The 20,464-nt window shown below is 67.1% G+C and carries 17 protein-coding genes and 1 other RNA gene; 14 read left to right on the top strand and 4 right to left on the bottom strand.

From position 1 onward, the window contains the following. Nucleotides 1–10: 10 nt before the first annotated feature. Entirely contained in the window at nt 11–490 is a 480-nt protein-coding gene (gene ribH, locus NX778_RS21555) for a 6,7-dimethyl-8-ribityllumazine synthase (protein ID WP_258813858.1), read from the top strand. Between the two features lie 16 nt (nt 491–506). Further along, entirely contained in the window at nt 507–977 is a 471-nt protein-coding gene (gene nusB / locus NX778_RS21550) for a transcription antitermination factor NusB (protein ID WP_258813857.1), read from the top strand. 244 nt (nt 978–1,221) lie between these two features. Here nusB and NX778_RS21545 read toward each other — a convergent pair whose 3' ends face one another. Next, nucleotides 1,222–2,088, bottom strand: a complete 867-nt coding sequence (locus NX778_RS21545; RefSeq protein ID WP_258813856.1) for a transglycosylase SLT domain-containing protein — start codon at nt 2,086–2,088, stop codon at nt 1,222–1,224. Nucleotides 2,089–2,577: 489 nt separating this feature from the next. On the opposite strand from NX778_RS21545, the gene ubiD reads away from it, so the two are divergent. The 11 genes from ubiD to NX778_RS21490 all read left to right on the top strand — a co-directional run bounded on the left by ubiD (nt 2,578) and on the right by NX778_RS21490 (nt 12,401). Next, entirely contained in the window at nt 2,578–4,062 is a 1,485-nt protein-coding gene (ubiD, locus tag NX778_RS21540; RefSeq protein WP_258813855.1) for a 4-hydroxy-3-polyprenylbenzoate decarboxylase, read from the top strand. Between the two features lie 210 nt (nt 4,063–4,272). Continuing rightward, nucleotides 4,273–4,371, top strand: an RNA gene (gene ffs / locus NX778_RS21535) — signal recognition particle sRNA small type. Nucleotides 4,372–4,492: 121 nt separating this feature from the next. Further along, a complete protein-coding gene (locus NX778_RS21530) occupies nt 4,493–5,449 on the top strand; it encodes a sulfurtransferase (protein ID WP_258813854.1) in 957 nt (318 codons plus the stop codon). A gap of 9 nt (nt 5,450–5,458) precedes the next feature. Then, entirely contained in the window at nt 5,459–6,577 is a 1,119-nt protein-coding gene (locus NX778_RS21525; protein WP_258813853.1) for a YeeE/YedE family protein, read from the top strand. After that, nucleotides 6,574–6,738: a hypothetical protein gene (locus NX778_RS21520; protein ID WP_258813852.1), complete on the top strand. Its 165-nt coding sequence runs from the start codon at nt 6,574–6,576 to the stop codon at nt 6,736–6,738. The genes NX778_RS21525 and NX778_RS21520 overlap by 4 nt, the downstream gene beginning before the upstream one ends. Before the next feature lie 172 nt (nt 6,739–6,910). Further along, on the top strand, nt 6,911–9,073 hold the full coding sequence (locus NX778_RS21515; protein WP_258813851.1) for a DNA polymerase III subunit gamma/tau: 2,163 nt from the start codon (nt 6,911–6,913) through the stop codon (nt 9,071–9,073). A 70-nt stretch (nt 9,074–9,143) separates the two neighbouring features. Beyond that, complete coding sequence (locus tag NX778_RS21510) at nt 9,144–9,470, top strand: YbaB/EbfC family nucleoid-associated protein (RefSeq protein ID WP_258813850.1); 327 nt, start codon at nt 9,144–9,146, stop codon at nt 9,468–9,470. A 13-nt stretch (nt 9,471–9,483) separates the two neighbouring features. Next, nucleotides 9,484–9,774: a YciI family protein gene (locus tag NX778_RS21505; RefSeq protein WP_258813849.1), complete on the top strand. Its 291-nt coding sequence runs from the start codon at nt 9,484–9,486 to the stop codon at nt 9,772–9,774. 3 nt (nt 9,775–9,777) lie between these two features. Next, the gene (gene recR / locus NX778_RS21500) at nt 9,778–10,371 is read left to right on the top strand and encodes a recombination mediator RecR (protein ID WP_258813848.1); all 594 of its coding nucleotides are present in this window, start codon (nt 9,778–9,780) and stop codon (nt 10,369–10,371) included. A gap of 106 nt (nt 10,372–10,477) precedes the next feature. Then, on the top strand, nt 10,478–11,614 hold the full coding sequence (locus tag NX778_RS21495; protein ID WP_258813847.1) for a glycosyltransferase: 1,137 nt from the start codon (nt 10,478–10,480) through the stop codon (nt 11,612–11,614). After that, the gene (locus NX778_RS21490; protein WP_258813846.1) at nt 11,601–12,401 is read left to right on the top strand and encodes a DUF2334 domain-containing protein; all 801 of its coding nucleotides are present in this window, start codon (nt 11,601–11,603) and stop codon (nt 12,399–12,401) included. Before NX778_RS21495 ends, NX778_RS21490 begins: the two co-directional genes overlap by 14 nt. On the opposite strand, the gene NX778_RS24665 is transcribed toward NX778_RS21490, so the two are convergent. Then, entirely contained in the window at nt 12,352–12,933 is a 582-nt protein-coding gene (locus NX778_RS24665; RefSeq protein WP_258813845.1) for a hypothetical protein, read from the bottom strand. The genes NX778_RS21490 and NX778_RS24665 overlap by 50 nt on opposite strands. Between NX778_RS24665 and NX778_RS21480 the strand changes: the two genes are divergently transcribed. After that, nucleotides 12,926–15,133 carry a penicillin acylase family protein gene (locus tag NX778_RS21480; protein ID WP_258813844.1) on the top strand — a complete coding sequence of 736 codons (2,208 nt, stop codon included), beginning with the start codon at nt 12,926–12,928 and terminating at the stop codon, nt 15,131–15,133. The genes NX778_RS24665 and NX778_RS21480 overlap by 8 nt on opposite strands. A 149-nt stretch (nt 15,134–15,282) precedes the next feature. Here NX778_RS21480 and NX778_RS21475 read toward each other — a convergent pair whose 3' ends face one another. Both NX778_RS21475 and NX778_RS21470 read right to left on the bottom strand, forming a co-directional pair. Beyond that, the gene (locus NX778_RS21475; protein WP_258813843.1) at nt 15,283–17,358 is read right to left on the bottom strand and encodes a putative bifunctional diguanylate cyclase/phosphodiesterase; all 2,076 of its coding nucleotides are present in this window, start codon (nt 17,356–17,358) and stop codon (nt 15,283–15,285) included. 1 nt (nt 17,359) lies between these two features. Further along, the gene (locus NX778_RS21470) at nt 17,360–20,182 is read right to left on the bottom strand and encodes a response regulator (RefSeq protein ID WP_258813842.1); all 2,823 of its coding nucleotides are present in this window, start codon (nt 20,180–20,182) and stop codon (nt 17,360–17,362) included. Nucleotides 20,183–20,464: the final 282 nt, after the last annotated feature.

Raw genomic sequence — 20,464 nt, 5'->3', positions numbered from 1 at the left:
GAGGGCAGCCATGACCGTTGGAACTTATGAGAGCAATTTGGACGGCGCAGGCCTGCGCATCGGTATCGTGCAGGCGCGATTCAACGCGGACGTCGGCCATGGGCTGCTTTCCTCCTGCCTGGCCGAGCTGAAACACCTGGGCGTGGCCGACGAAGACATCCTGCACGTGACCGTGCCGGGCGCGCTCGAAATCCCGCTGGCGCTGCAGCAGCTGGCCCAGACCCAGCAGTTCGACGCCCTGATCGCGCTGGGCGCGGTCATCCGCGGCGAGACCTATCACTTCGAGCTGGTGTCCAACGAGTCGGGCGCGGGCATCACCCGCATCGGCCTGGACTACGGCATGCCGATCGCCAACGCGGTACTGACCACCGAGAACGACGAGCAGGCCGAGGCGCGCATGGCCGAGAAGGGCAGCGACGCGGCCAAGGTGGCGGTCGAGATGGCCAACCTGCTGATCGCACTGGAAGAGCTGCAGGTCGAAGAAGACTGAGCGGCAGAGGTAGAACATGAACGAAAAGAGCACGCACGCCAACCCCAACAAGAACCGCACGCCGCGCCACCGCGCGCGCGAGTTCGCGCTGCAGGGCCTGTATCAATGGCTGCTGAACAATGAGCCGGCATCGACCGTCGTCAACCACATCCGCAATGCACACGGCTTCGACAAGGCCGATGGCGAGTATTTCACGGAGCTGCTGAACGGCGCGATCGCGCAATCGGTGGACCTGCGCGAGCGCGTGTCGCCGCTGCTGGACCGTCCGATCACCGAGCTGTCGCCGATCGAGCACGCCGCGCTGCTGCTGGGCGCGTGGGAGCTGCAGAACAAGATCGAGATTCCGTACCGCGTGGTGATCAACGAGGCGGTCGAGCTGACCAAGTCGTTTGGCGGCGCCGAGGGGCACAAGTACGTCAACGGCGTGCTGGACCGCCTGGCCGGCAAGCTGCGCGTGGATGAAGTGAACGCGGGCGGCCAGCGCTGATTGTTGCCCGCTTCGGAAAAGCCGCCCCGGTTCGCCGCGGCGGCTTTTTTATTAGTTAAAAGTAGCCCGTCATTCCGGCGGAGGCGGGAATCCATGCTGAGTTTGCAGCGTTGCGGCTCTAGCGGTGGCCGCGTGTCTGGATGTTCAGTATGGGTTCCCGCCTTCGCGGGAATGACGGTTTAATGGGCGAGGGAAAGAAAAAGCCACCCGAGGGTGGCTTTTGTTTGCCCAGCCAAACAATTGTTTAGAGCCCAGCCAGCTTCTCTTCGTGCGCGGGCGTGGTCACCGCTTCCGGCTTGGCCGGCGCCGACTTCTCGGCCATCACCGGAGCGGCGGCAGGGAAGCTGATCGGCACGTTCTTGCCACTGGCGACCTGCTTCAGGCGGCGGTATTCGGCCAGCACCTTGTTGCCATAGCCCGAGTCATTGTCGGCCGCGCCGGCGCCGACGTAGGTCTTGAGCGCGCCTTCGACCGAACCGGTGCGGTTCACGTAGTCCTTCAGGATCTGCGCGCCGACACGGATGTTGGCCACCGGGTTGAGCGCCGCCTGCGCGCCGCCCACTTCCTCGAACTTGTCGTGGTGGACCTTGGCCATCACCTGCATCAGGCCCTTGGCGCCCATCGGGCTTTCCGCGAACGGATTCAGGCCCGACTCGATCGCCATCACGGCCAGCACCAGCAGCGGATCGATCTTGATCTCCTGCGCGGTCTCGTAGGTGGTCGCGACCAGCATGTTGGCCGCATCGGTCGCCACCCGGTAGCGGCGCGACAGCCAGCTGGTGACGAATTGCTGCTGCTTGCTGTTGGCAGCCACTTTGTCTTCCACCGCCGTGGTCTCGACGGCGTCGCCCTGGCGTAGGTCGACCAGTGCGCTGAGCGGATGGACCGGCGCCGCTGCGGCTTGGGCCGGTTTCGGATCGAGCAGGCTGGAAACATGCTTCGCCAGATCCGGACGTGCGTACAGCAGGGCCAAAACCCCCACTGCGGAAAGACCAAAAACGGTCAAGGTATGTTGTGCGGTGGTCAGCAGACCTTTGACCGCCTTGGCCACCGACGACCAGCTGATCGGCTGGGCGGCCACGGTGCGGACGAGCCTTGCGCTCGAATCCATGAAACGATTCATAATCGTATTCCCCTTTGTCGCGGCGAAAAAGCTCCCGGCGCGGCGCTTGGAAGCGCTACGTTGGGTTACCAATGCCGTGCATCAGAAAATCGTTGTACGCCACTGCTGTGGCCGTAAACGCCGTCATTGCTTGCTTCAGCTGGTGCGTCTGCCCGGCAGGGGCGCTCCAGTGTGCCAAACAACTCTAGTGGGGGGAGTGAGGCAGTCGCCTCGGGAAAACACTCCTAAAATGTCTGTGGGGCCCCCAGCCCCGTGGATGACTGAGACCGGCTACAATCCGTGCGGGAACTGTGCGGTCTCATCAAGTGGAGCAGATTGTATGGGCTTTGCTTATACCCAGTCAACCCTAGCACGTTAGACTCTTATTACTTTTGTGTCTGAGATTTTTCGCTGCATCGCAACAAACTGCTGAGAAATCAAGCACTTGGACGTGCTATTTGAGCAACCTCGTCCGCATCGAAAAAAAACGAAAATTTGATGAAATACGCCGATCTACGGGATTTTATTTCCCAACTGCAACAGGCCGGAGAATTAAAACGCGTTTTGGCGCCGGTTTCGCCCCATCTGGAGATGACCGAGGTCTGCGACCGCACCCTGCGCGCGGGCGGGCCGGCCCTGCTGTTCGAACAGCCCACCGGCTACACGATGCCGGTGCTGGGCAACCTGTTCGGCACGCCGCGCCGGGTGGCGCTGGGCATGGGCGCCGACGACGTTGGCGAGCTGCGCAAGATCGGCCACGTGCTGGCGCGCCTGAAGGAGCCGGAACCGCCGCGCGGTTTCAAGGACGTGATGGAGATGGGTTCGCTGGTGAAGGCGGTGTGGGACATGTCGCCGAAAGAAGTGAAGTCGCCCGCGTGCCAGGAGATCGTGTGGGAAGGGCAGGACGTCGACCTGGCGCGTCTGCCGATCCAGCACTGCTGGCCGGGCGACGTCGCGCCGCTGATCACCTGGGGCCTGGTGATCACCAAGGGGCCGCACAAGAAGCGCCAGAACCTGGGCATCTACCGCCAGCAGGTGCTGGGCCGGAACAAGGTGATCATGCGCTGGCTGGCGCACCGCGGCGGCGCGCTGGATTTCCGCGAGCACTGCATCACCAACCCGGGCCAGCCGTATCCGGTGGCGGTGGCGCTGGGCGCCGACCCGGCCACCATCCTCGGCGCGGTGACGCCGGTGCCGGACACCCTGTCCGAATACCAGTTCGCGGGCCTGCTGCGCGGCCAGCGCACGGTGCTGGCCAAGGCCATCGGCAGCGAGCTGCGCGTGCCGGCGTCGGCCGAGATCGTGCTGGAAGGGCATATCTTCCCGGACGCCAGCCATCCGTCGGGCTACGAGCACGCGCTCGAAGGTCCGTACGGCGACCATACTGGCTATTACAACGAACAGGACTGGTTCCCGGTGTTCACCATCGACCGCATCACGATGCGGCGCGACCCGATTTATCACTCGACCTATACTGGCAAACCGCCCGACGAGCCGGCGGTGCTGGGCGTGGCGCTGAACGAAGTCTTTATTCCGCTGCTGCAGAAGCAGTTCCCCGAGATCACGGATTTCTATCTGCCACCGGAAGGCTGCAGCTACCGCATGGCCGTGGTGCAGATGAAGAAGCAGTACGCGGGGCATGCGAAGCGGGTGCTGTTCGGGGTGTGGAGCTTCCTGCGGCAGTTCATGTATACCAAGTTCATCGTGGTCGTGGACGAGGACGTGGATGTGCGCGACTGGAAGGAAGTCATCTGGGCAATCACCACGCGCGTGGATCCGACGCGCGATACGGTGATGGTGGATAACACGCCGATCGATTACCTCGACTTTGCATCGCCGGTAAGCGGGCTGGGCAGCAAGATGGGGATTGATGCGACCAACAAGTGGCCGGGGGAAACCAGCCGGGAGTGGGGGACCCCGATTGTGATGGCGCCTGAGGTCAAGAAACGGGTGGATGAGATATGGCAGTCGCTGGGGATCTGAGCTGGCGGCCTGCACACAAGGGGGTTCCCGCCTGCGCGGGAAGTCGTTTCCCGCAGTGCCGGGAACGACGGTATCGCTTATAGAAAAGTTACCGTCGTGCCCGGCACTGCCGAGCCCGACTCCTCGCGAAAGCGGGCCCCCATTTTGCTTGAGCTGCCTCGACGCAAGACAGAACCCCACAACCCCGCTCCGTCGGTTATAATTCGCCCCGGCGGGCCCCTGCGCATTGTGGCATGGTTTACCTGGTCAGGTCGGGAACGAAGCAGCCAAAGCCGTTCACCGCAAGTGCCGCAGATCAGGCTCGCCTCTTCCCCTTCCTCCCGTTTTTGGCAGGCTCCTGCGAGCCGCCGGAAATTGCAGTATCATCGTTTTCGTTTCCCGTAGTTCCCCGTGCCCGGTCCGCGGCACACCAACCATTTCTACGATTCCGATGCTAAATAAATCCTTTGTGCTGCCGGCTGTGCTGGCGGCGAGCTTCGCTATTTCCGTTCCGGCGGCCGCGGCTGAGCCGGCGTCGACCAATCCCGTCGTCAAACCGGCCGAACTCAAGCCCCTGCTGGGCGAGGGCGACGTTCGCGTGCTCGACATCCGCGCACCGAAGGACTACGCCGCCGGCCACATCCCCGGGGCCGTCAACACGCCTTACGCGGCCTACCGCGGCCCGGCCGACAATGCCGGCGCGCTGCCGCCCGAGACCAAGCTGACCGAACTGCTGCGCCAAGCCGGCATCACCTCGAACACCCGCGTGATCGTGGCCCACGCCGGCACCGACCACACCGATTTCGGCGCCGCCGCCCGCGTCTACTGGACCCTGAAAGTCGGCGGCCTGAACCGCCTGTCGATCCTCGACGGCGGCACGCTGGGCTGGAAGGCAGCCGGTGGTACGCTCGACACCGCCGCGCCGAAGGTCGCGCCGACCAGCTTCACTTATCACTACAACAAGGCGATGATCGCGGAAACCGAAGAGCTCGCCCAAGAGATCCAGGCCGGCAAGGCCCCGGTGCTGGTCGATGCCCGCCCGCCGGCTTTCTTCAAGGGTGAGCAGCGCGTCGACGCCGCCGCGCGCTACGGCACGCTGCCGGGCGCCCGTTCGCTGGACAACGCCACCTTCTTCAATGCCGACGACAAGACCTTGAAGCCGGCCAGCGAGATCCTGCAGGCGGTGCGCCAGGCCAAGCTGGAAGACCAGAGCGCCGTGTCGTTCTGCAATACCGGCCACTGGGCCGCGACCGACTGGTTCGTCCTGCACGAGATCGCCGGCAACAAGAACGTGAAGCTGTACCCGGAATCCGTGGTGGAGTGGAGCAAGACCAAGCTGCCGATGCAGAACGAGCCGTCGCGCCTGACTGCGCTGATGCAGGACGCCAAGCGCTCGGTCAAGAAGTAAGGGAGCGGCATGCGTAACGTGATGCGCGCCGGCTGGATCGGCGGCGGCCTGGCGCTCGCGGTAGCGGTCACGCTGGCGGCCGGCCTGCGGCAGGGCCTGCTGATCCTGCTGGGGATCGGTTTCGGCGCCGTGTTGCAGGGCGCCCGCTTCGGCTTCACCACCGGCTGGCGTAACTATATAGAGAAGCGCGATCCGCAAGGGCTGTGGGCGCAGATGCTGGTGATCGTGCTGGCTGCGACCCTGACCTTGCCGCTGCTGGCTTCCCATCCGGGCGAGCTGGTAGGCGCGGTGGCGCCGATCTCGATCAGCCTGATCCTCGGCGCCTTCCTGTTCGGCGCCGCCATGCAGGTAGCGGACGGTTGCGGTTCCGGCACGCTGTACAAGGCCGGCAGCGGCGCGCCGGTTTCGTTCGCGGTGCTGCCGACCTTTGTCATCGGCAGCTTCGTCGGCGCCTCGCACCAGCCGGCATGGCTGGCGCTGGGCGGCCTGCCGGCCGTGAACCTGCTCGCATTTGGCTGGCCGGTGGCGCTGGCGATCACGGTCGCCGGCTGCGCGCTGGTGGCGTGGGGCGCATGGCGCGGCGAGCGCAGCCACCGCGCCACGCGCAAGCTGCTGTCCACGGAAACCCGCTGGGCCAAGCGCTGGTGGATCGGCGGCTTGCTGCTGGCGCTGCTGTACACCTTGCACCTGCTGGTGGCCGGCCAGCCCTGGGGCGTGGTCTATGGCCTCGGACTGTGGGGCGCAAAGGCGGCCCAGGCGCTGGGCTGGAGTCCGGTGGTCGATGCTTTCTGGGGCGCGGATCCGCACGCGGGCCGGCTGGCGGCGCCGATCCTGGCCGACGTCACCTCGGTGACCAATATCGGTCTGATCTACGGGGCGCTGGCCGCGGCGCGCTGGTACGGCCCGCCGGATATCCGTATTCCGAGCGCGAAGCGGATCGGCGTGGCGATGGTGGCCGGGCTGGTGATGGGCTACAGCTCGCGCATGGCGTTCGGCTGCAATATCGGCGCGTTCCTGGACGGGATCACGTCGGCCAGTTTGCATGGCTGGGTGTGGTTTGTGCTGGCGTTCGCGGGGTCGCTGGTGGGAGTGCGTATTCGCCAGAGGGTCATGGGAGCTTCGGTATGAGCAAGCGGACGTTTGGTGTTGTGACCATCGTGTTCTGGACGGTGTTCGGGGTGCTGGTGGCGCTGGATACGGTGCATAGCCAGACCAATCCGGTCGAGTTGCCCTTGATTGCGTATGGTAGTGGACAGGCGGCCAGCGGCGGCCATTGCTCAGGTCGATGATTCGACAGTTCATCCTGTCTATGGGTCCCCGCCTTCGCGGGGACGACGGCTACAAGTGAAGTTAGCTTAGAAACGTCGTCCCCGCGCAGGCGGGGACCCATGCTGGCCAAGCAGGTCTGCGGCCCCATTTCCCAATATGGGCGTCCGCGCGCAACTGCTGTAAAATCCCGGCATGTCCTATCAAGTCCTCGCCCGCAAATACCGTCCCCGGAACTTTGAAACGCTGGTCGGCCAGGAGCACGTGGTGCGCGCGCTCACGCACGCCTTGCGCACCGGGCGCCTGCACCATGCCTACCTGTTCACGGGCACGCGCGGTGTCGGCAAGACGACGCTGTCGCGCATCCTCGCCAAGTCGCTCAATTGCACCGGCCCGGACGGGCAGGGCGGCATCACCGCGGAACCGTGCGGACAGTGCGAGGCCTGCCGCGCGATCGACGCCGGCCGCTTCGTCGACTATATCGAGATGGACGCGGCCTCCAACCGCGGCGTCGACGAGATGGCCCAGCTGCTGGAGCAGGCGGTGTACGCGCCGTCCAATGCGCGCTTCAAGGTCTACATGATCGACGAGGTGCACATGCTCACCAACCACGCGTTCAACGCGATGCTCAAGACGCTGGAAGAGCCGCCCGAACACGTGAAGTTCATCCTCGCGACCACCGACCCGCAGAAGATCCCGGTCACCGTGCTGTCGCGCTGCCTGCAGTTCAACCTGAAGCAGATGCCGCCGGGGCATATCGTCGGCCACCTCGAGAACATCCTCGGCCAGGAAGGCGTGAGCTACGACCAGCCGGCGTTGCGCCTGCTCGCGCAAGGCGCGCACGGCTCGATGCGCGATGCGCTGTCGCTGACCGACCAGGCGATCGCCTACGCCGCCGGCCAGGTCACGCTGGATGCCGTGCAGGGCATGCTCGGCGCGCTCGACCAGTCCTACCTGGTGCGCCTGCTCGACGCGCTGGCCAAGCAGGACGGCGCCGACCTGCTGGCGGTGGCCGATGAAATGGCCAGCCGCAGCCTGTCGTATAACGGCGCGCTGCAGGACCTCGCCACGCTGATCCACCGCATCGCGCTCGCGCAGTCGGTGCCGGCCGCCGTGCCGGAAGACCTGCCGGAGCTGGTCGACATCCAGCGCCTTGCCACGCTGTTCGATCCGCAGGAAGTGCAGCTGTTCTACCAGATCGCGGTCCACGGCCGCAACGAGATCGGCCTCGCGCCCGACGAATACGCGGGCTTCACGATGACGCTGCTGCGCATGCTGGCCTTCCGCCCGGGGCAGGGTGGCGCGGAAGGTGTCGCGCCGGCCGCCGCGCAAGCCGCACCGGCACGTCCGGCGCCGCCGGCACGTCCCGCGGCCGCCGCGGTCGCGAGCCACGCGACCGTGCCGACCCGCCCGCCGGCGATGCCGGAAGCACCGCCCGCCGCTGCTGCCGCTGCCGCCGCACCGGCGCCGCAGCCTGCCGCCGCACCCGCGCCTGCCATGAGCTCGGCGCGCGCCGCGATCAACGCCGCGCTGGAAGCGGCGCGCGCCGCCTCGCGCAATATCGCCGGCGGCAAGCGTCCGTCCGGCCCGGCCCCGGCGCCGGACAGCGCGCCGGCCGCCGCCGCCCCGGCCGCACCCGCGCCGCAAGCGCCGCCTGCACCGAGCGCACCGTCCGCGATGCATGCGCCAGCGCCGCAGGTGCAGGCCGCCGCGGCGCAGCCATCGAGCCCGCCGCCGTGGGACCAGGGCCAGCCCAGCGCCGCGATGCGCCAGGCCGCCCCGCAGGCCGCCGCGCAATATGAAGACGCCGACACCATGACCGACGAACCGCCGTCATGGGTCACCGAATTCTCGGACGACAGCGCGGTCGCGGTGGAAGCACAGCCGGTCGCGGCGCCGGCCGCGCCGGTGCGCGCGCCCGCCAAGGCGCCGTATCCCTACGTGATCACCCCGGTGGCCGCCATCGACTGGGACGGCAACTGGCCGGCGCTGGCCGGCAGCCTGCCGCTGCGCGGCGTGGCCCAGCAGCTGGCCCTGCAGACCGAACTGGTCGAGTGCATGGCCGACGGCAAGTCCGCCACCTTCCGCCTGCGCGTGCCGGTCGATACGCTGCGCGCCAGCGGCAACAGCGAGAAGCTGTGCGCCGCGCTGCAGGAGCGTTTCCCGCAGATCCGCGTGAACGTCGACACCGAGATCGCACCGGTCTGGTACACCGCCAGCGCCGAGCAGAAGGCCGAACGCGAGCGCCGCCAGCGCGAGGCCGAGGCCACGGTCGACGCCGACCCGGACGTGATGGCGCTGGTGAGCAAGTTCAACGCCTTCGTGGTGCCCGGCTCGGTGCGCCCGAAAGCGGCCTGACCCGCTCGCCACAACACGGAATTTATCCCTACAATTATTGTCTATTGCAGACTTATCGGAGAACACGACCATGATGAAGAACCAGCTCGCAGGCCTGATGAAGCAGGCGCAGGCCATGCAGGACAATATGAAGAAAGCCCAGGAACAGCTGGCCCTGATCGAAGTCGAAGGCCAGTCCGGCGCCGGCATGGTCAAGGTCGTCATGACCTGCAAGAACGACGTCAAGCGCGTCTCGATCGACCCGTCGCTGCTGGCCGACGACAAGGACATGCTGGAAGACCTGGTGGCGGCCGCCTTCAACGACGCCGTGCGCAAGGCCGAGGCCACCGCGGCCGAGAAAATGAGCGGCCTGACCGCCGGCATGCCGCTGCCGCCGGGCTTCAAGATGCCGTTCTGATCACCGGGCTTTAATGTTCATCATCTCGCTGACCTACACCGCGCCGCTCGAACAGATCGACGCGCACCTGGACGCGCACCGCGCCTTCCTCGCGGAGCAGTACGCGTCCGGCGTATTCCTCATGTCCGGCCGCAAGGTGCCGCGCGACGGCGGCATCATCATCGCCCACGGCGATGACCGCGGCGAGGTCGAGGCCCTGGTCCAGCGGGACCCGTTCTGGCAGGCCAGGGTCGCGCACTACGACATCATCGAGTTCGCGCCGACCATGACGGCGGCCGCGCTGGCGGCCTATCGCGCCGAGTAAGCCATGGCATCCAAGTCGCTCGAGTTCCTGACCGAGGCGCTGCGACGCCTGCCGGGCGTCGGTCCCAAGTCGGCGCAGCGCATGGCCTTCCATCTGCTGCAGTACGACCGCGAAGGCGCGGCCATGCTGTCGCGCGCGCTGTACCAGGCGGTCGACCAGGTGCACCACTGCGCCTTGTGCAACACTTTCACCGAATCCGAGGTCTGCGACCTCTGCCTCGACGAACAGCGCGACCGCTCGCTGCTGTGCGTGGTCGAAACCCCTGCCGACCAGCTGATGATCGAGCAGACCATGACCTACAAGGGCCTGTACTTCGTGCTGATGGGACGGCTGTCCCCGCTCGACGGCATCGGCCCCAAGGACCTGCACCTGGAAAAGCTGGTCAACCGCGCGGCCGATGGCGAGGTCGCCGAGGTGGTGCTGGCCACCAATTTCACCAACGAGGGCGAAGCCACCGCCCATTACATCAGCGAAATGCTGAAGGCGCGCGGCCTGAAAGTCAGCCGGCTGGCGCGCGGAGTCCCCGTCGGGGGCGAGCTGGAGTACGTGGACGCGGGCACCATAGCGCGCGCCATGCTGGACCGTCGCAGCGCATAATTCGACTCTGGTCACCCGCCGGTGCGGCGCGGTTGCCTGTTTGAGTGTACGCAAGCTAGGCCCACGGTCGACTGCTATCGTGGGCAAACTTTGAGCGGACCCCGGCATGCATCTAGTCGACATCACCATGTTCTATGCGCCCGAAGGGGGCGGCGTCAGTACCTATCTCAATGCCAAGGCCCATTGGCTGGCCAGGCACAGCCGCGTGCGCCACACCATCCTCAGTCCCAATGTGCAAAGCCGCGGCCGCGGTCCGGCGCTGGTGCGCCTTCCGGCGGTCTCGGTGCCGGGTATCGGCGGCTATCGCATGCCCTTGTCGGTGGCGGGCTGCGCGCGCCAGTTGCAGGATGTGGAGGCCGACCTGGTCGAAGCGGGCGATGCCGGCCAATGCGCCTGGGCCGCGCTGCGCATGCAGCAAAAGCGCGGCGTGCCGGCCGTGGCCTTCTACCACTCCGACCTGCCGCGCCTGGTCGAACACCGTCTCGGCCGCGTGTCGGCCGCCGTGGTGCGTAAATACGTTGCTCGCCTGTACGGGCAGTTCGACCTCGTGCTCGCGCCCAGCCGGCTGATGGTGCAGCAGCTGGCGGAAATGAACATTCCCGGCGCCATCCACCAGCCGCTCGGCATCGACAGCACCGTGTTCCGGCCGGACCGGCGCGTCGATACCCTGCGCGAGCACCTGCGCCTGCCGTCCAATTCGCGGCTGCTGGTCTACGCCGGCCGCTTCACGCCGGAAAAAAAGCTGCACCTGCTGGTTGATGCGGTGCGCAAGCTCGGGCGGCCCTACCATCTGGTCCTGATCGGCAGCGGCGACGACATGCCGCGCTATCCGCAGATCACCTACGTGCCCTTCAAGCGCGACCAGCGCCACCTGGCGCGCCTGCTCGCCAGCTGCGATGTGCTGGTGCATCCGGGCGACTGCGAAACCTTCGGTCTCATCGTGCTCGAAGCGATGGCCTGCGGCCTGCCGGTAGTCGGCACCACGGCCGGCGGCGTGGCCGAACTGGTGGACGATGACACCGGCATGCTGGCCCGGCCTAACGACGTGGGCAGCCTGGCCGAGGCCATCGACGCCATTTACACGCGCGACCTGGCCCAGCTGGGCGCCAATGCGCGCGCCAAGGCGGCGGGCGTGTACGACTGGGACCACGTCATGCCCCAGTTGCTGCAACGCTATGGCAGCCTGCTCGCCCACGGGACGAGCGGCCTGCTGCATGTGGAGCGCGCCTGTGTCACCGACTGAGCCGCCGTTCCTGTGCGTGTCCATCCACGACGTGGCGCCCGCCACCTGGGATGGCTGCGAACGGCTCGCGCGCGCCATCCGCGACGTGGCCGACATCCCGCTCACCTGGCTGGTGGTGCCGCGCTATCACGATCACGCCGTGCGTTCGTCGGCGATGGAAGCGCGGCTCACCGAGCTGCTCGCGCGCGGGCACGAGCTGGCGCTGCATGGCTACACGCATCTCGATCCGGAGCCGGTGCGCGGCAGTCTCGGCAAGCGCTTCTGGCGCAGCGTCTACACCACGCGCGAGGGCGAATTCTCCGCGCTCGCGGAAGAGGAGGCGCGGCGCCGCATCCGCCTCGGCCTCGACTGGTTCGCCGCGCGCGGCTGGCCGGTGTCGGGCTTCGTGCCGCCGGCCTGGTTGCTGGGCGAAGGTGCGTGGCGAGCGCTGCGCTCGTTTGCATTCGATTACACCACCACCTTTACACGTTTTCACCTGCTGCGCGAAGGCGGCTCGGTGTTTGCTCCGTCGATGGTCTACACGGCGCGCAATCGTGCCGGACGGGTGTTCTCACCGTTGGCGGTGGACGCGCTCGCGCCGCTGCTGGCGCGCGCGCCGCTGATGCGCCTCTCCCTGCATCCACCGGACGCGCGTCATCCGCGCCTGCTGTTGCATGCGCAGCGCACGATCGAGCGCCTGCTGGCGCACCGCAGCGCGGTCACCAAGACCGCGTGCGCCCGCGCGCTCGCCGGCAGCCTTACCAGCGCCGGTGCGGCCAAAAACCCGGGCCGTAGTACGGGTAGTTGAAGTAGTAGTCGCGCATTTCTTCCTGGCTGCTGAGGTGCAGCACGCACGCGCGCCATTGGTCGGTGTTGGGTGAATAGCCGAGCCGTTCGCACGCCGGGCCATACAACCTCATCATCTCGTCCGCTTGTTGCTGCATATAAGCGGCGCGCTCCTGGGGCGTGCTGCAGGCGGCCAGCAGCAATGCTGCCAGCACTAGGGGCAGGGTACGCATAGTCGCCTCCTTATTCCTTGCAATTCCAGCATAGTCAATAGTGTCGCCCTTGACAAACCAATCGTGCATGCTTCCGGCCCGCTGCCTTTTCTGGCAGACTTGCCCGAATTCATTTTGGGAAAGCAAGATGATGCGCAAGCGCTGGACGAGCTGGGCGGTACGGACCTTCGCGGTCTTGTTGGCGTTGGTGTTGTTGCTGGCGCTGGCCGGCTGGCTGTTCTTGCGCGGCAGTCTCGCCCAGCTCGACGGAACGCGTGCGGTACCCGGTCTGCACGCCGCCGTGACGATCGCGCGCGATGCCGACGGGGTGCCGATGATCACGGGGCAGGACCGCCTCGACGTCGCCTACGCGACCGGCTTCGTGCACGCGCAGGACCGCTTCTTCCAGATGGACCTGCTGCGCCGGTCCGGCGCCGGCGAGCTGGCCGAACTGTTCGGGCCGAAGGCCTTGCCGCTCGACCGTGCGCACCGGCTGCACCGCTTCCGCGCGCGCGCCGCCGCCGTGCTGGCGCAGATGCCGGCGGACGACCGGGCCTTCATCGACCGCTATGTCGCCGGCATCAACGATGGCTTGCACGCGCTGCGCGCGCGGCCATTCGAGTACGCGCTCACGGGCGCCACGCCGCGTCCGTGGAGCGCGGAGGATTCGCTGCTGGCGGTGTGGGCCATGTTCTTCGACCTGGAGAGCGGACAGGAACCGCGCGCGCTGGCGCGCGGCTGGCTGCGCGAGCACACGGATGCGGCGCAGCTCGCGTTCCTGCTGCCGGAGTCGACGCAGTGGGACGCACCGCTGGACGCGCGCGAGATCGCGCAGTCATCCGCGCCACTGCCGCGGTCCGCGCCGTCGTGGTGGGGCAAGGCGGAGCCGCAAGCGATACTGGCGGCGGCAGCCGCACCGTCCGGCATCGGCAGTAATAACTTCGCGCTCGCGGGCAGCCGCACGGACAGCGGTGCTGCCATCGTCTCCGACGACATGCACCTTGGCCTGCAGCTTCCGAATGTCTGGTATCGCTTGGCGCTGGGCTTTCCGGACGGCGCCGGCGGCCAGCGCCGCATTGTCGGCCTGACGCTGCCGGGTGCGCCGCCCAGCGTCATCGCCGGCAGCAATGGCCACGTGGCCTGGGGCTTTACCAGCAGCTACGCCGATCTCTTCGATCTGGTCGTGCTCGAAACGGACAGCGAACACACCGGCCAGGTGCGCACGCCGTTCGGCTGGGAGACGCCGGCACGTCACATCGAGCGCATCCTGGTGAAGGGCGCACCTGCGGACGAGCTGGCGGTGCGCGACACCTCCTTCGGCCCGATCCGCGAGTCTGGGGGCGCGACGTACGCGCTGCACTGGATCGCGCACGATCCGGCCGCGCTGAACCTCAACCACCGCAAGCTTGAAGCCGCGATGACGCTGGATCAAGCGCTCGCGATCGCGAACACGGACGGCATCCCCGCGCAGAACTTCGTCGCCGGCGACGAGCATGGCAACATCGGCTGGACTATCGCCGGTGTGCTGCCGAAGCGCGCAGCATCATCGCTCGCGGGGACCTTTCCGCTCGCGGGCGATGGCGGCGCGACCTGGAGCGGCTTGCTGCCGCCTGCTGATTATCCGCGCATCGTCAACCCCGCCGATGGCCAGCTGAGTACCGCGAACAACCGCCAGCTGAAGGGCGTGAACGAGCAGCTTATCGGTGACGGCGGTTTCGATATCGGCGCCCGCAACCAGCAGTTGCGTGAGAACGTGCGCGCGCTCGGCGCCAAGGTAACCGTGCCGGCTGCGTTCCAGGCGTCGCTGGACGACCGCGCGCTGTTCATTGCGCCGTGGCGCGAGCGTGCGCTGCGTGCGTTGGACGCGCAGGCGCTCGCGGGCCATCCGGAGCGGGCTGAGTTCCGGCGCATGCTGGAGACAAGCTGGGACGGCCACGCCAGCGTCGGTTCGGGCGGCTATCTGCTGGCGCGGAACTACATGTGGGCGCTGCAGGAGCTGCTGTTCGCTGCTGCGAACGCCGAGATGAAGAAGATCGATCCGCAGGCGGGTATGCCGTTTGCGACGACGCGCTGGCCGGCCGTGATCGCGCGCCTGATCGACGAGCGCCCGGCGTCGTGGCTGCCGCGCGGTTACCGCGACTGGCGCGAGGTCGAACTTGCGGCGATCGACTGGGAGATTGCGGCGCTGACCAAGGGCGGGCCGCGGCTGGCGGATCAGACGTGGGGCACGCGCAACACAGCGGCGATCGCGCATCCGGTCAGCATGGCGGTGCCTTTCCTCAAACCGTGGCTGGCGGCGCCGCCGGACCAGCTGCCGGGCGACGCCAACATGCCGCGCGTGGCGGCGCCGAAGTTCGGACAGTCGGAGCGGATGACGGTGTCGCCGGGGCGGGAGGAGGAGGGGATCTTCAATATGCCGGGTGGGCAGAGCGGGCATCCCTTGTCGCCGTTCTTTTTGGCGGGGCATGAGGATTGGGTGAAGGCGAGGCCGCGGCCGTTGTTGCCGGGGGCGGCGAAATACACGCTGACGCTGGTGCCTTGAGTTTGCGGTGCTGCTTAAGAAATGGGGTTCCCGCTTGCGCGGGAAGTCGTTTCCGGCAGTGCCGGGAACGACGAATTAGCTGTGTTAGCTCTAACTTAAGAACTCGTCGTTCCCGCGCAGGCGCGAACCCCAATTTTGCTTGAACTGAGTTAGCGTACGTCTACGGCCTCACCCACCAACTGCTGCATGATCGACTCCGCGGACACTGGATGCCCAAGGTGATATCCCTGCACCAGATCGCATCCATACTGCTGTAGCAGCACCAGCTGCTCGTCCGTCTCCACGCCTTCGGCCACCACCACCATCTTGAGCCCATGCGCCATCGCGATGATGGCGCGCGTGATGGCCGCGTTCTCGGAATCCTGCGGCAGTCCGCAGATGAAGCTGCGGTCGATCTTCAGCGCGCGCACATCGAAACGCTTCAGGTAGTTCATCGACGAGTACCCCGTCCCGAAGTCGTCGATCGACAGGTACACCCCGATGCGCCGCAGCTGCTCCAGCGTTGCCAGCGTTGCCTTCGCATCATCCATCAAGGTGCCCTCGGTCAGCTCAAGCTCCAGCAGCCGCGGTTCCAGCCCGGTCTCCTGCAGGGCCGAGATCACGATCTGCGACAGGTTCTCGTCCTTGAACTGTTTTGCCGACAGGTTCACCGCCATGCGCACCGCGCGGTGTGTCTGGCGCTGCCACTCCCTGGCCTGCTTGCAGGCAGTGCGCAGCACCCATTCGCCGATCGGCACGATCAGCCCGGTCTCCTCGGCCAGCGGAATGAACTCGGTCGGCGACACCAGGCCGCGCTCCGGATGGCGCCAGCGCACCAGCGCTTCGACGCCGACGATTTCGGCCGACGGCACGTCGATCTGCGGCTGGTACAGCAGAAACAGCTCGTTGTTGCGCAGCGCCTTGCGCAGCCCGACTTCGAGCTTCACGTGGCTCATGATCTGCATCGTCAGCGACGAGCTGTACAGCTTCGCGTTGTTCTTCCCGCAGTTCTTCGCGTGGTACATCGCGGTATCGGCAAACTTGAGCAGCGAGTTGCAGTCGTCGCCGTCTTCCGGGAACAGCGAGATGCCGATGCTGGCGGTGACGAAGATCTCGTTGCCCTCGATGAGGAAGGGGCGGCGCATTGCTTCCTTGACCCGGTGCGCGACGTTGAGCGCGTGCTCGACCCTTTCGAGGTCCGGGATCAGGATCGTGAACTCGTCGCCGCCGAGGCGCGCGAGGTTGGTGGCCTGGTCGCCGCGCGAGACCATGTCGCTTGGCCGCGTGGTTTCGCGCAGCCGCTCCGAGACCAGCTTGAGCAGGGCGTCGCCGACGTTGTGGCCAAGCGTGTCGTTGATGCGCTTGAACGCGTCCAGGTCCATGAACAGCACCGCGAACTTCTTGTTGCCGATCTGCGAGCGGTGCAGCTCGCGCTCCAGCGTTTCGAGGAAGGCCTGGCGGTTCGGGATGCCGGTCAGGCTGTCGCAGTAGGCCAGGCGCCGGATCTGCTCCTCGCTGCGTTTGCGCGCGCTGATGTCGCGCACCAGGCCGAGCACCTCGGTGGAGCTGGTAGCCACCAGGCGCGCTTCGAAGTGCTGGGTCTCGTCGTCGTGCACCAGCTCATATTCGACTGCGCGGATCTGGTGGGTCGCGAGCACATTTTCCATCTGCTCCATCAGCCGGTCCGCGATCTCGCGTGGCAGCACCTCGAAGACGCGGCGGCCGGCGCAGTCGCTGTCGGAAAAGCTGGCGCCGGCGTGGTAAGTGCCATCGCGCTTGAGTCGGAAAAAGGTATCGGGGATCGCCGCCAGTACGGCGCGGTTCTGGGCGTCGGCGATGCGCAGGCGGGCGATGGCGTCGCTGGCGCGCAGTACGTACAGCACGCGGTGGCCGAGGATCGGCCAGTTGATCGGCTTGGAGACAAAGTCGGTGGCGCCGGCTTCGTAGGCGCTGGTGACGGCTTCGATGTCGTCGCCGCCGGTGACCATGATGATCGGGACCGTGGCGCCGGCGGCGTCGTCGCGGATCGCGCGGCAGGCGGCGAAGCCGTCGACATAGGGCATGTCGACGTCCATCAGGATCAGGTCCGGCCTGGCCGTGGCGGCGCGCTCGACCGCCTGGACGCCATCTTCGGCCTCGATCGCGTCCAGCCCCACCTGCCCGAGCATTTCGAGCATCAGCAGGCGCATCATCGGGTCGTCGTCCGCGACCAGCACGACGCCGCGTTTCTTGGAGGTGGCTGACATGCTAGGTTTCCTTCTCGGTCAGCAGGGCGTTGAGTGAGTGGCGCACGGCCTGGAACTCCTGCTCCATGTCGGTGAGGATGAGCGCGGCGCCCTCGGTGGTCTCGGCGCGGCCGAGGTGCTCCAGCTCCTTGCATAGCTGGGCCAGTTGCTGGGCGCCGACGTTGGCGCTGGCCGACTTGAGGCTGTGCGCGACCTTGCGCACGCTGCCGCTGTCAGCGCCGGCGATCGCGCGGCGCAGGGTCTGCAGGTGCTGCGGGGTGTCGCCGACGTAGGCCGCGATCACCTTTTGCACCAGGGCGTCGCCGCCGTCGCGCGACAGGGCGCGGATGTTGTCGAGCGCGGCGCGGTTGATCACGTCGCGGTGGATCACCTCGACGCTTTCCGGCGGCAGGGTCGGCGCCTCGTCGCCGTGGTGGCGGGTGGCCGCCAGCGGCAGCGCGATCCAGCGGCCGATCACCGCTGCCAGCTGCTGCTGCGTGAATGGCTTGGACAGGTAGTCGTCCATGCCGGCGGCGAGGCAGGCTTCGCGGTCGCCCTGCAGCGCGTTGGCGGTGATGGCGATGACCGGCAGGGTGCGGCCGCGCCCGGCCTCCTGCTCCTCGCGCCGGATCGCGCCGGTGGCGGCGAAACCGTCCATTACCGGCATCTGGCAATCCATCAGCACCGCGTCGTACTCGCCGCGGCGCACCCGCTGCAGCGCTTGTTCGCCGTTGCGCGCGCACTCGGCGGCCAGGCCCAGGCTCTCCAGCATGGCCATCGCGACTTCGACGTTGACCGGGTTGTCCTCGGCCAGCAGCACGCGCCGCACCCGGCCCCGTGCGATCGGCCGCGGCAGTTCCGGCGGCGGCACGAACTGCGGCGCCGGTGCGGTCGCCCCGCGCGGGCGCGTGGCCAGGCAGGCGAACAAATCGGCCGCACGGGCCGGCTTGATCAGCTGGTAGGCGACGCCGGCCTCGCGCCGCTGCACCGGGTCGGCGGCCAGCCGGTCGGGGCTGAGCAGCAGCAGGCGCGTGGCGCGCGTGGCCGGATCGGCCTTGACGGTGGCGGCCAGCAGCAAGCCGCTGCCGTGGGTGAGCTCCATGTCGATGATGGCGGCATCGTACGGCGCGCCGGACTGCGCCGCGGCGCGCAGGCGCGCCAGGGCCTCGTCGCTGCCGGCGGCGGTGTCGGAGCTGACCTGCCACGCGGCCAGATGCTCCTGCAGCCCGATGCGGCTGCTCTGGTGTTCGTCGACGATCAAGGCGCGCAGTCCTTCGAGGGTGTGCTGGTGGTCGCCCGGGGCGTCCGGGTCGACGCGGCGTTTGTCGAACGGTACCGTGAACCAGAACACCGAACCTTGAGGCCGGCCATTGTCGACGCCGATCGCACCGCCCATCAGCTCGACCAGTTGCTTGGAGATCGCCAGCCCGAGGCCGGTGCCGCCGAATTTCCGGGTGGTCGAGTCGTCGGCCTGCGAGAACGCTTCGAAGATGCGGCTGCGGGCGTCGCGCGAGATGCCGATGCCGGTGTCGTGCACCTCGAAACGCAGGGTGACGGCCTGGCTGTCTTCGCTGGCCACGCGCACCCGGGCCAGGATGTGGCCATGCTCGGTGAACTTGATCGCGTTGCCGAGCAGGTTGGCCATGATCTGGCGCAGCCGGTTCGGGTCGCCGCAGATCGCAACCGGGATGTCGTAGGCGATGTCGAAATCCAGCGACAGCGACTTGGCCTCCGACTGCGGCGTGTACACCGTGTGGATGTCCTCCAGCAGGTCCCACAGGTTGAAGTTGATGTATTCGATGGTGAGCTTGCCCGCTTCGATCTTCGAGAAGTCGAGGATGTCGTTGATGATGACCAGCAGATGCTCGCCCGAGCGCTTGACCAGCTTGGTGTAGTTGCGCTGGCTGTCGGTCAGCTCGGTCGAGAGCAGCATCTCGGTCATGCCCAGCACGCCGTTCATCGGGGTGCGGATCTCGTGGCTCATGGTGGCCAGGAAGGCGCTCTTGGCGCGGCTCGCGGCTTCGGCGGCGTTCTTGGCCCGCTCCAGCTGCTCGGTGCGCACGCTGACCTGGCGTTCCAGCTCCTCTCGGTGGTGGGCCAGCGCGGCGCCGCGCGATTCGATCTGCACCAGCATGTCGTTGAAGCTGTCGATCAGGGTGCCCAGTTCGTCGCTGCGCTGGTGCGAGATGCGCATCGCGAAGTTCTGGTTGGCCGAGACCTTCTGCGCCGCGGCGATCAGCTTGGCCACCGGATCGGCGATGCTGCGCTTGAAGCGGCCGCCCAGCACCAGCGACACTACCAGCGAGCCGCCCATCGCCGCGCCGATCACGCCCAGGCTCTTGAAGATATCGAGCCACATGGTGGTCAGGTCGGCCTCGATCATCACCGCGCCGACCTGCACGTCCTTGTTCATCACCGGCCGGTACAGGCGCATGCGCGGCGACCAGAAGCGGCTGCCGGCGGCGCTGGCCTCGCGCAGCGCATCCTCGTCGACGCCGCGCAGCGGCTCGCCGGCGCGCGGGTCGGGCTCGTGGCCGGGCGCCTGGTAGCGCGCAAAGGGCTTGCCGCTGCGGTCGAACAGCGCGGCGCCCGAGATCTCGTCCTTGGCGCGCAGCGCGGACAGCGTGTTCTGGGCCAGGTTGCGGTCGTTGAAGAGGAGGGCGTCAACGCTGTTGGTGCCGACCACGCCGGCGAACGAGGACAGTTGCATGCCCTCGTCGTGGCGGTGGTTCAGCATCGACGTCACGGCAAAGGCCACGAACACGAACATGAGCGCGGTGCCGGTCGAAAGCAGCGAGATGATCGTCAGTTTCTGGTTCAGGCTCGAACGCTCAAAGTTCAGCATGGCATGGCGGACCCGCAATCCCTGCATTCATCGGGCCGCCCCAGCCGCGCACGGCCCACCTTGCGGGAGTGCAAATTCCCGCAGGAAAAATATACGGTTTGCCGTTGGGAATGGCCTTGCGGTGGCACAAAGGAGCGAGCCGGCTTTGGCCATTAAAAGAGAAACCGTCATCCCGTCAAAGGCCGGCCAAAAAACGAAAAACCGTCATCCCGGCGGAGGCCGGGATGACGGTTTTGCGGGTGGAGGGGATGTAGGCGCCGCGAGGGGGCGGCGACCGAATCC

The organism is Massilia terrae, assembly GCF_024753145.1.
GTDB classification, from domain to species: domain Bacteria; phylum Pseudomonadota; class Gammaproteobacteria; order Burkholderiales; family Burkholderiaceae_D; genus Telluria; species Telluria terrae.
This window is presented reverse-complemented; position numbering and strand designations above follow the sequence as displayed.

Bases quoted from the DNA above. Each gene is read 5' to 3' on its own strand.
- ribH (WP_258813858.1), top strand. From the start codon at position 11: ATGACCGTTGGAACTTATGAGAGCAATTTGGACGGCGCAGGCCTGCGC.
- nusB (WP_258813857.1), top strand. From the start codon at position 507: ATGAACGAAAAGAGCACGCACGCCAACCCCAACAAGAACCGCACGCCG.
- NX778_RS21545 (WP_258813856.1), bottom strand. From the start codon at position 2,088: ATGGATTCGAGCGCAAGGCTCGTCCGCACCGTGGCCGCCCAGCCGATC.
- ubiD (WP_258813855.1), top strand. From the start codon at position 2,578: ATGAAATACGCCGATCTACGGGATTTTATTTCCCAACTGCAACAGGCC.
- NX778_RS21530 (WP_258813854.1), top strand. From the start codon at position 4,493: ATGCTAAATAAATCCTTTGTGCTGCCGGCTGTGCTGGCGGCGAGCTTC.
- NX778_RS21525 (WP_258813853.1), top strand. From the start codon at position 5,459: ATGCGTAACGTGATGCGCGCCGGCTGGATCGGCGGCGGCCTGGCGCTC.
- NX778_RS21520 (WP_258813852.1), top strand. From the start codon at position 6,574: ATGAGCAAGCGGACGTTTGGTGTTGTGACCATCGTGTTCTGGACGGTG.
- NX778_RS21515 (WP_258813851.1), top strand. From the start codon at position 6,911: ATGTCCTATCAAGTCCTCGCCCGCAAATACCGTCCCCGGAACTTTGAA.
- NX778_RS21510 (WP_258813850.1), top strand. From the start codon at position 9,144: ATGATGAAGAACCAGCTCGCAGGCCTGATGAAGCAGGCGCAGGCCATG.
- NX778_RS21505 (WP_258813849.1), top strand. From the start codon at position 9,484: ATGTTCATCATCTCGCTGACCTACACCGCGCCGCTCGAACAGATCGAC.
- recR (WP_258813848.1), top strand. From the start codon at position 9,778: ATGGCATCCAAGTCGCTCGAGTTCCTGACCGAGGCGCTGCGACGCCTG.
- NX778_RS21495 (WP_258813847.1), top strand. From the start codon at position 10,478: ATGCATCTAGTCGACATCACCATGTTCTATGCGCCCGAAGGGGGCGGC.
- NX778_RS21480 (WP_258813844.1), top strand. From the start codon at position 12,926: ATGATCACGGGGCAGGACCGCCTCGACGTCGCCTACGCGACCGGCTTC.
- NX778_RS21475 (WP_258813843.1), bottom strand. From the start codon at position 17,358: ATGTCAGCCACCTCCAAGAAACGCGGCGTCGTGCTGGTCGCGGACGAC.
- NX778_RS21470 (WP_258813842.1), bottom strand. From the start codon at position 20,182: ATGCTGAACTTTGAGCGTTCGAGCCTGAACCAGAAACTGACGATCATC.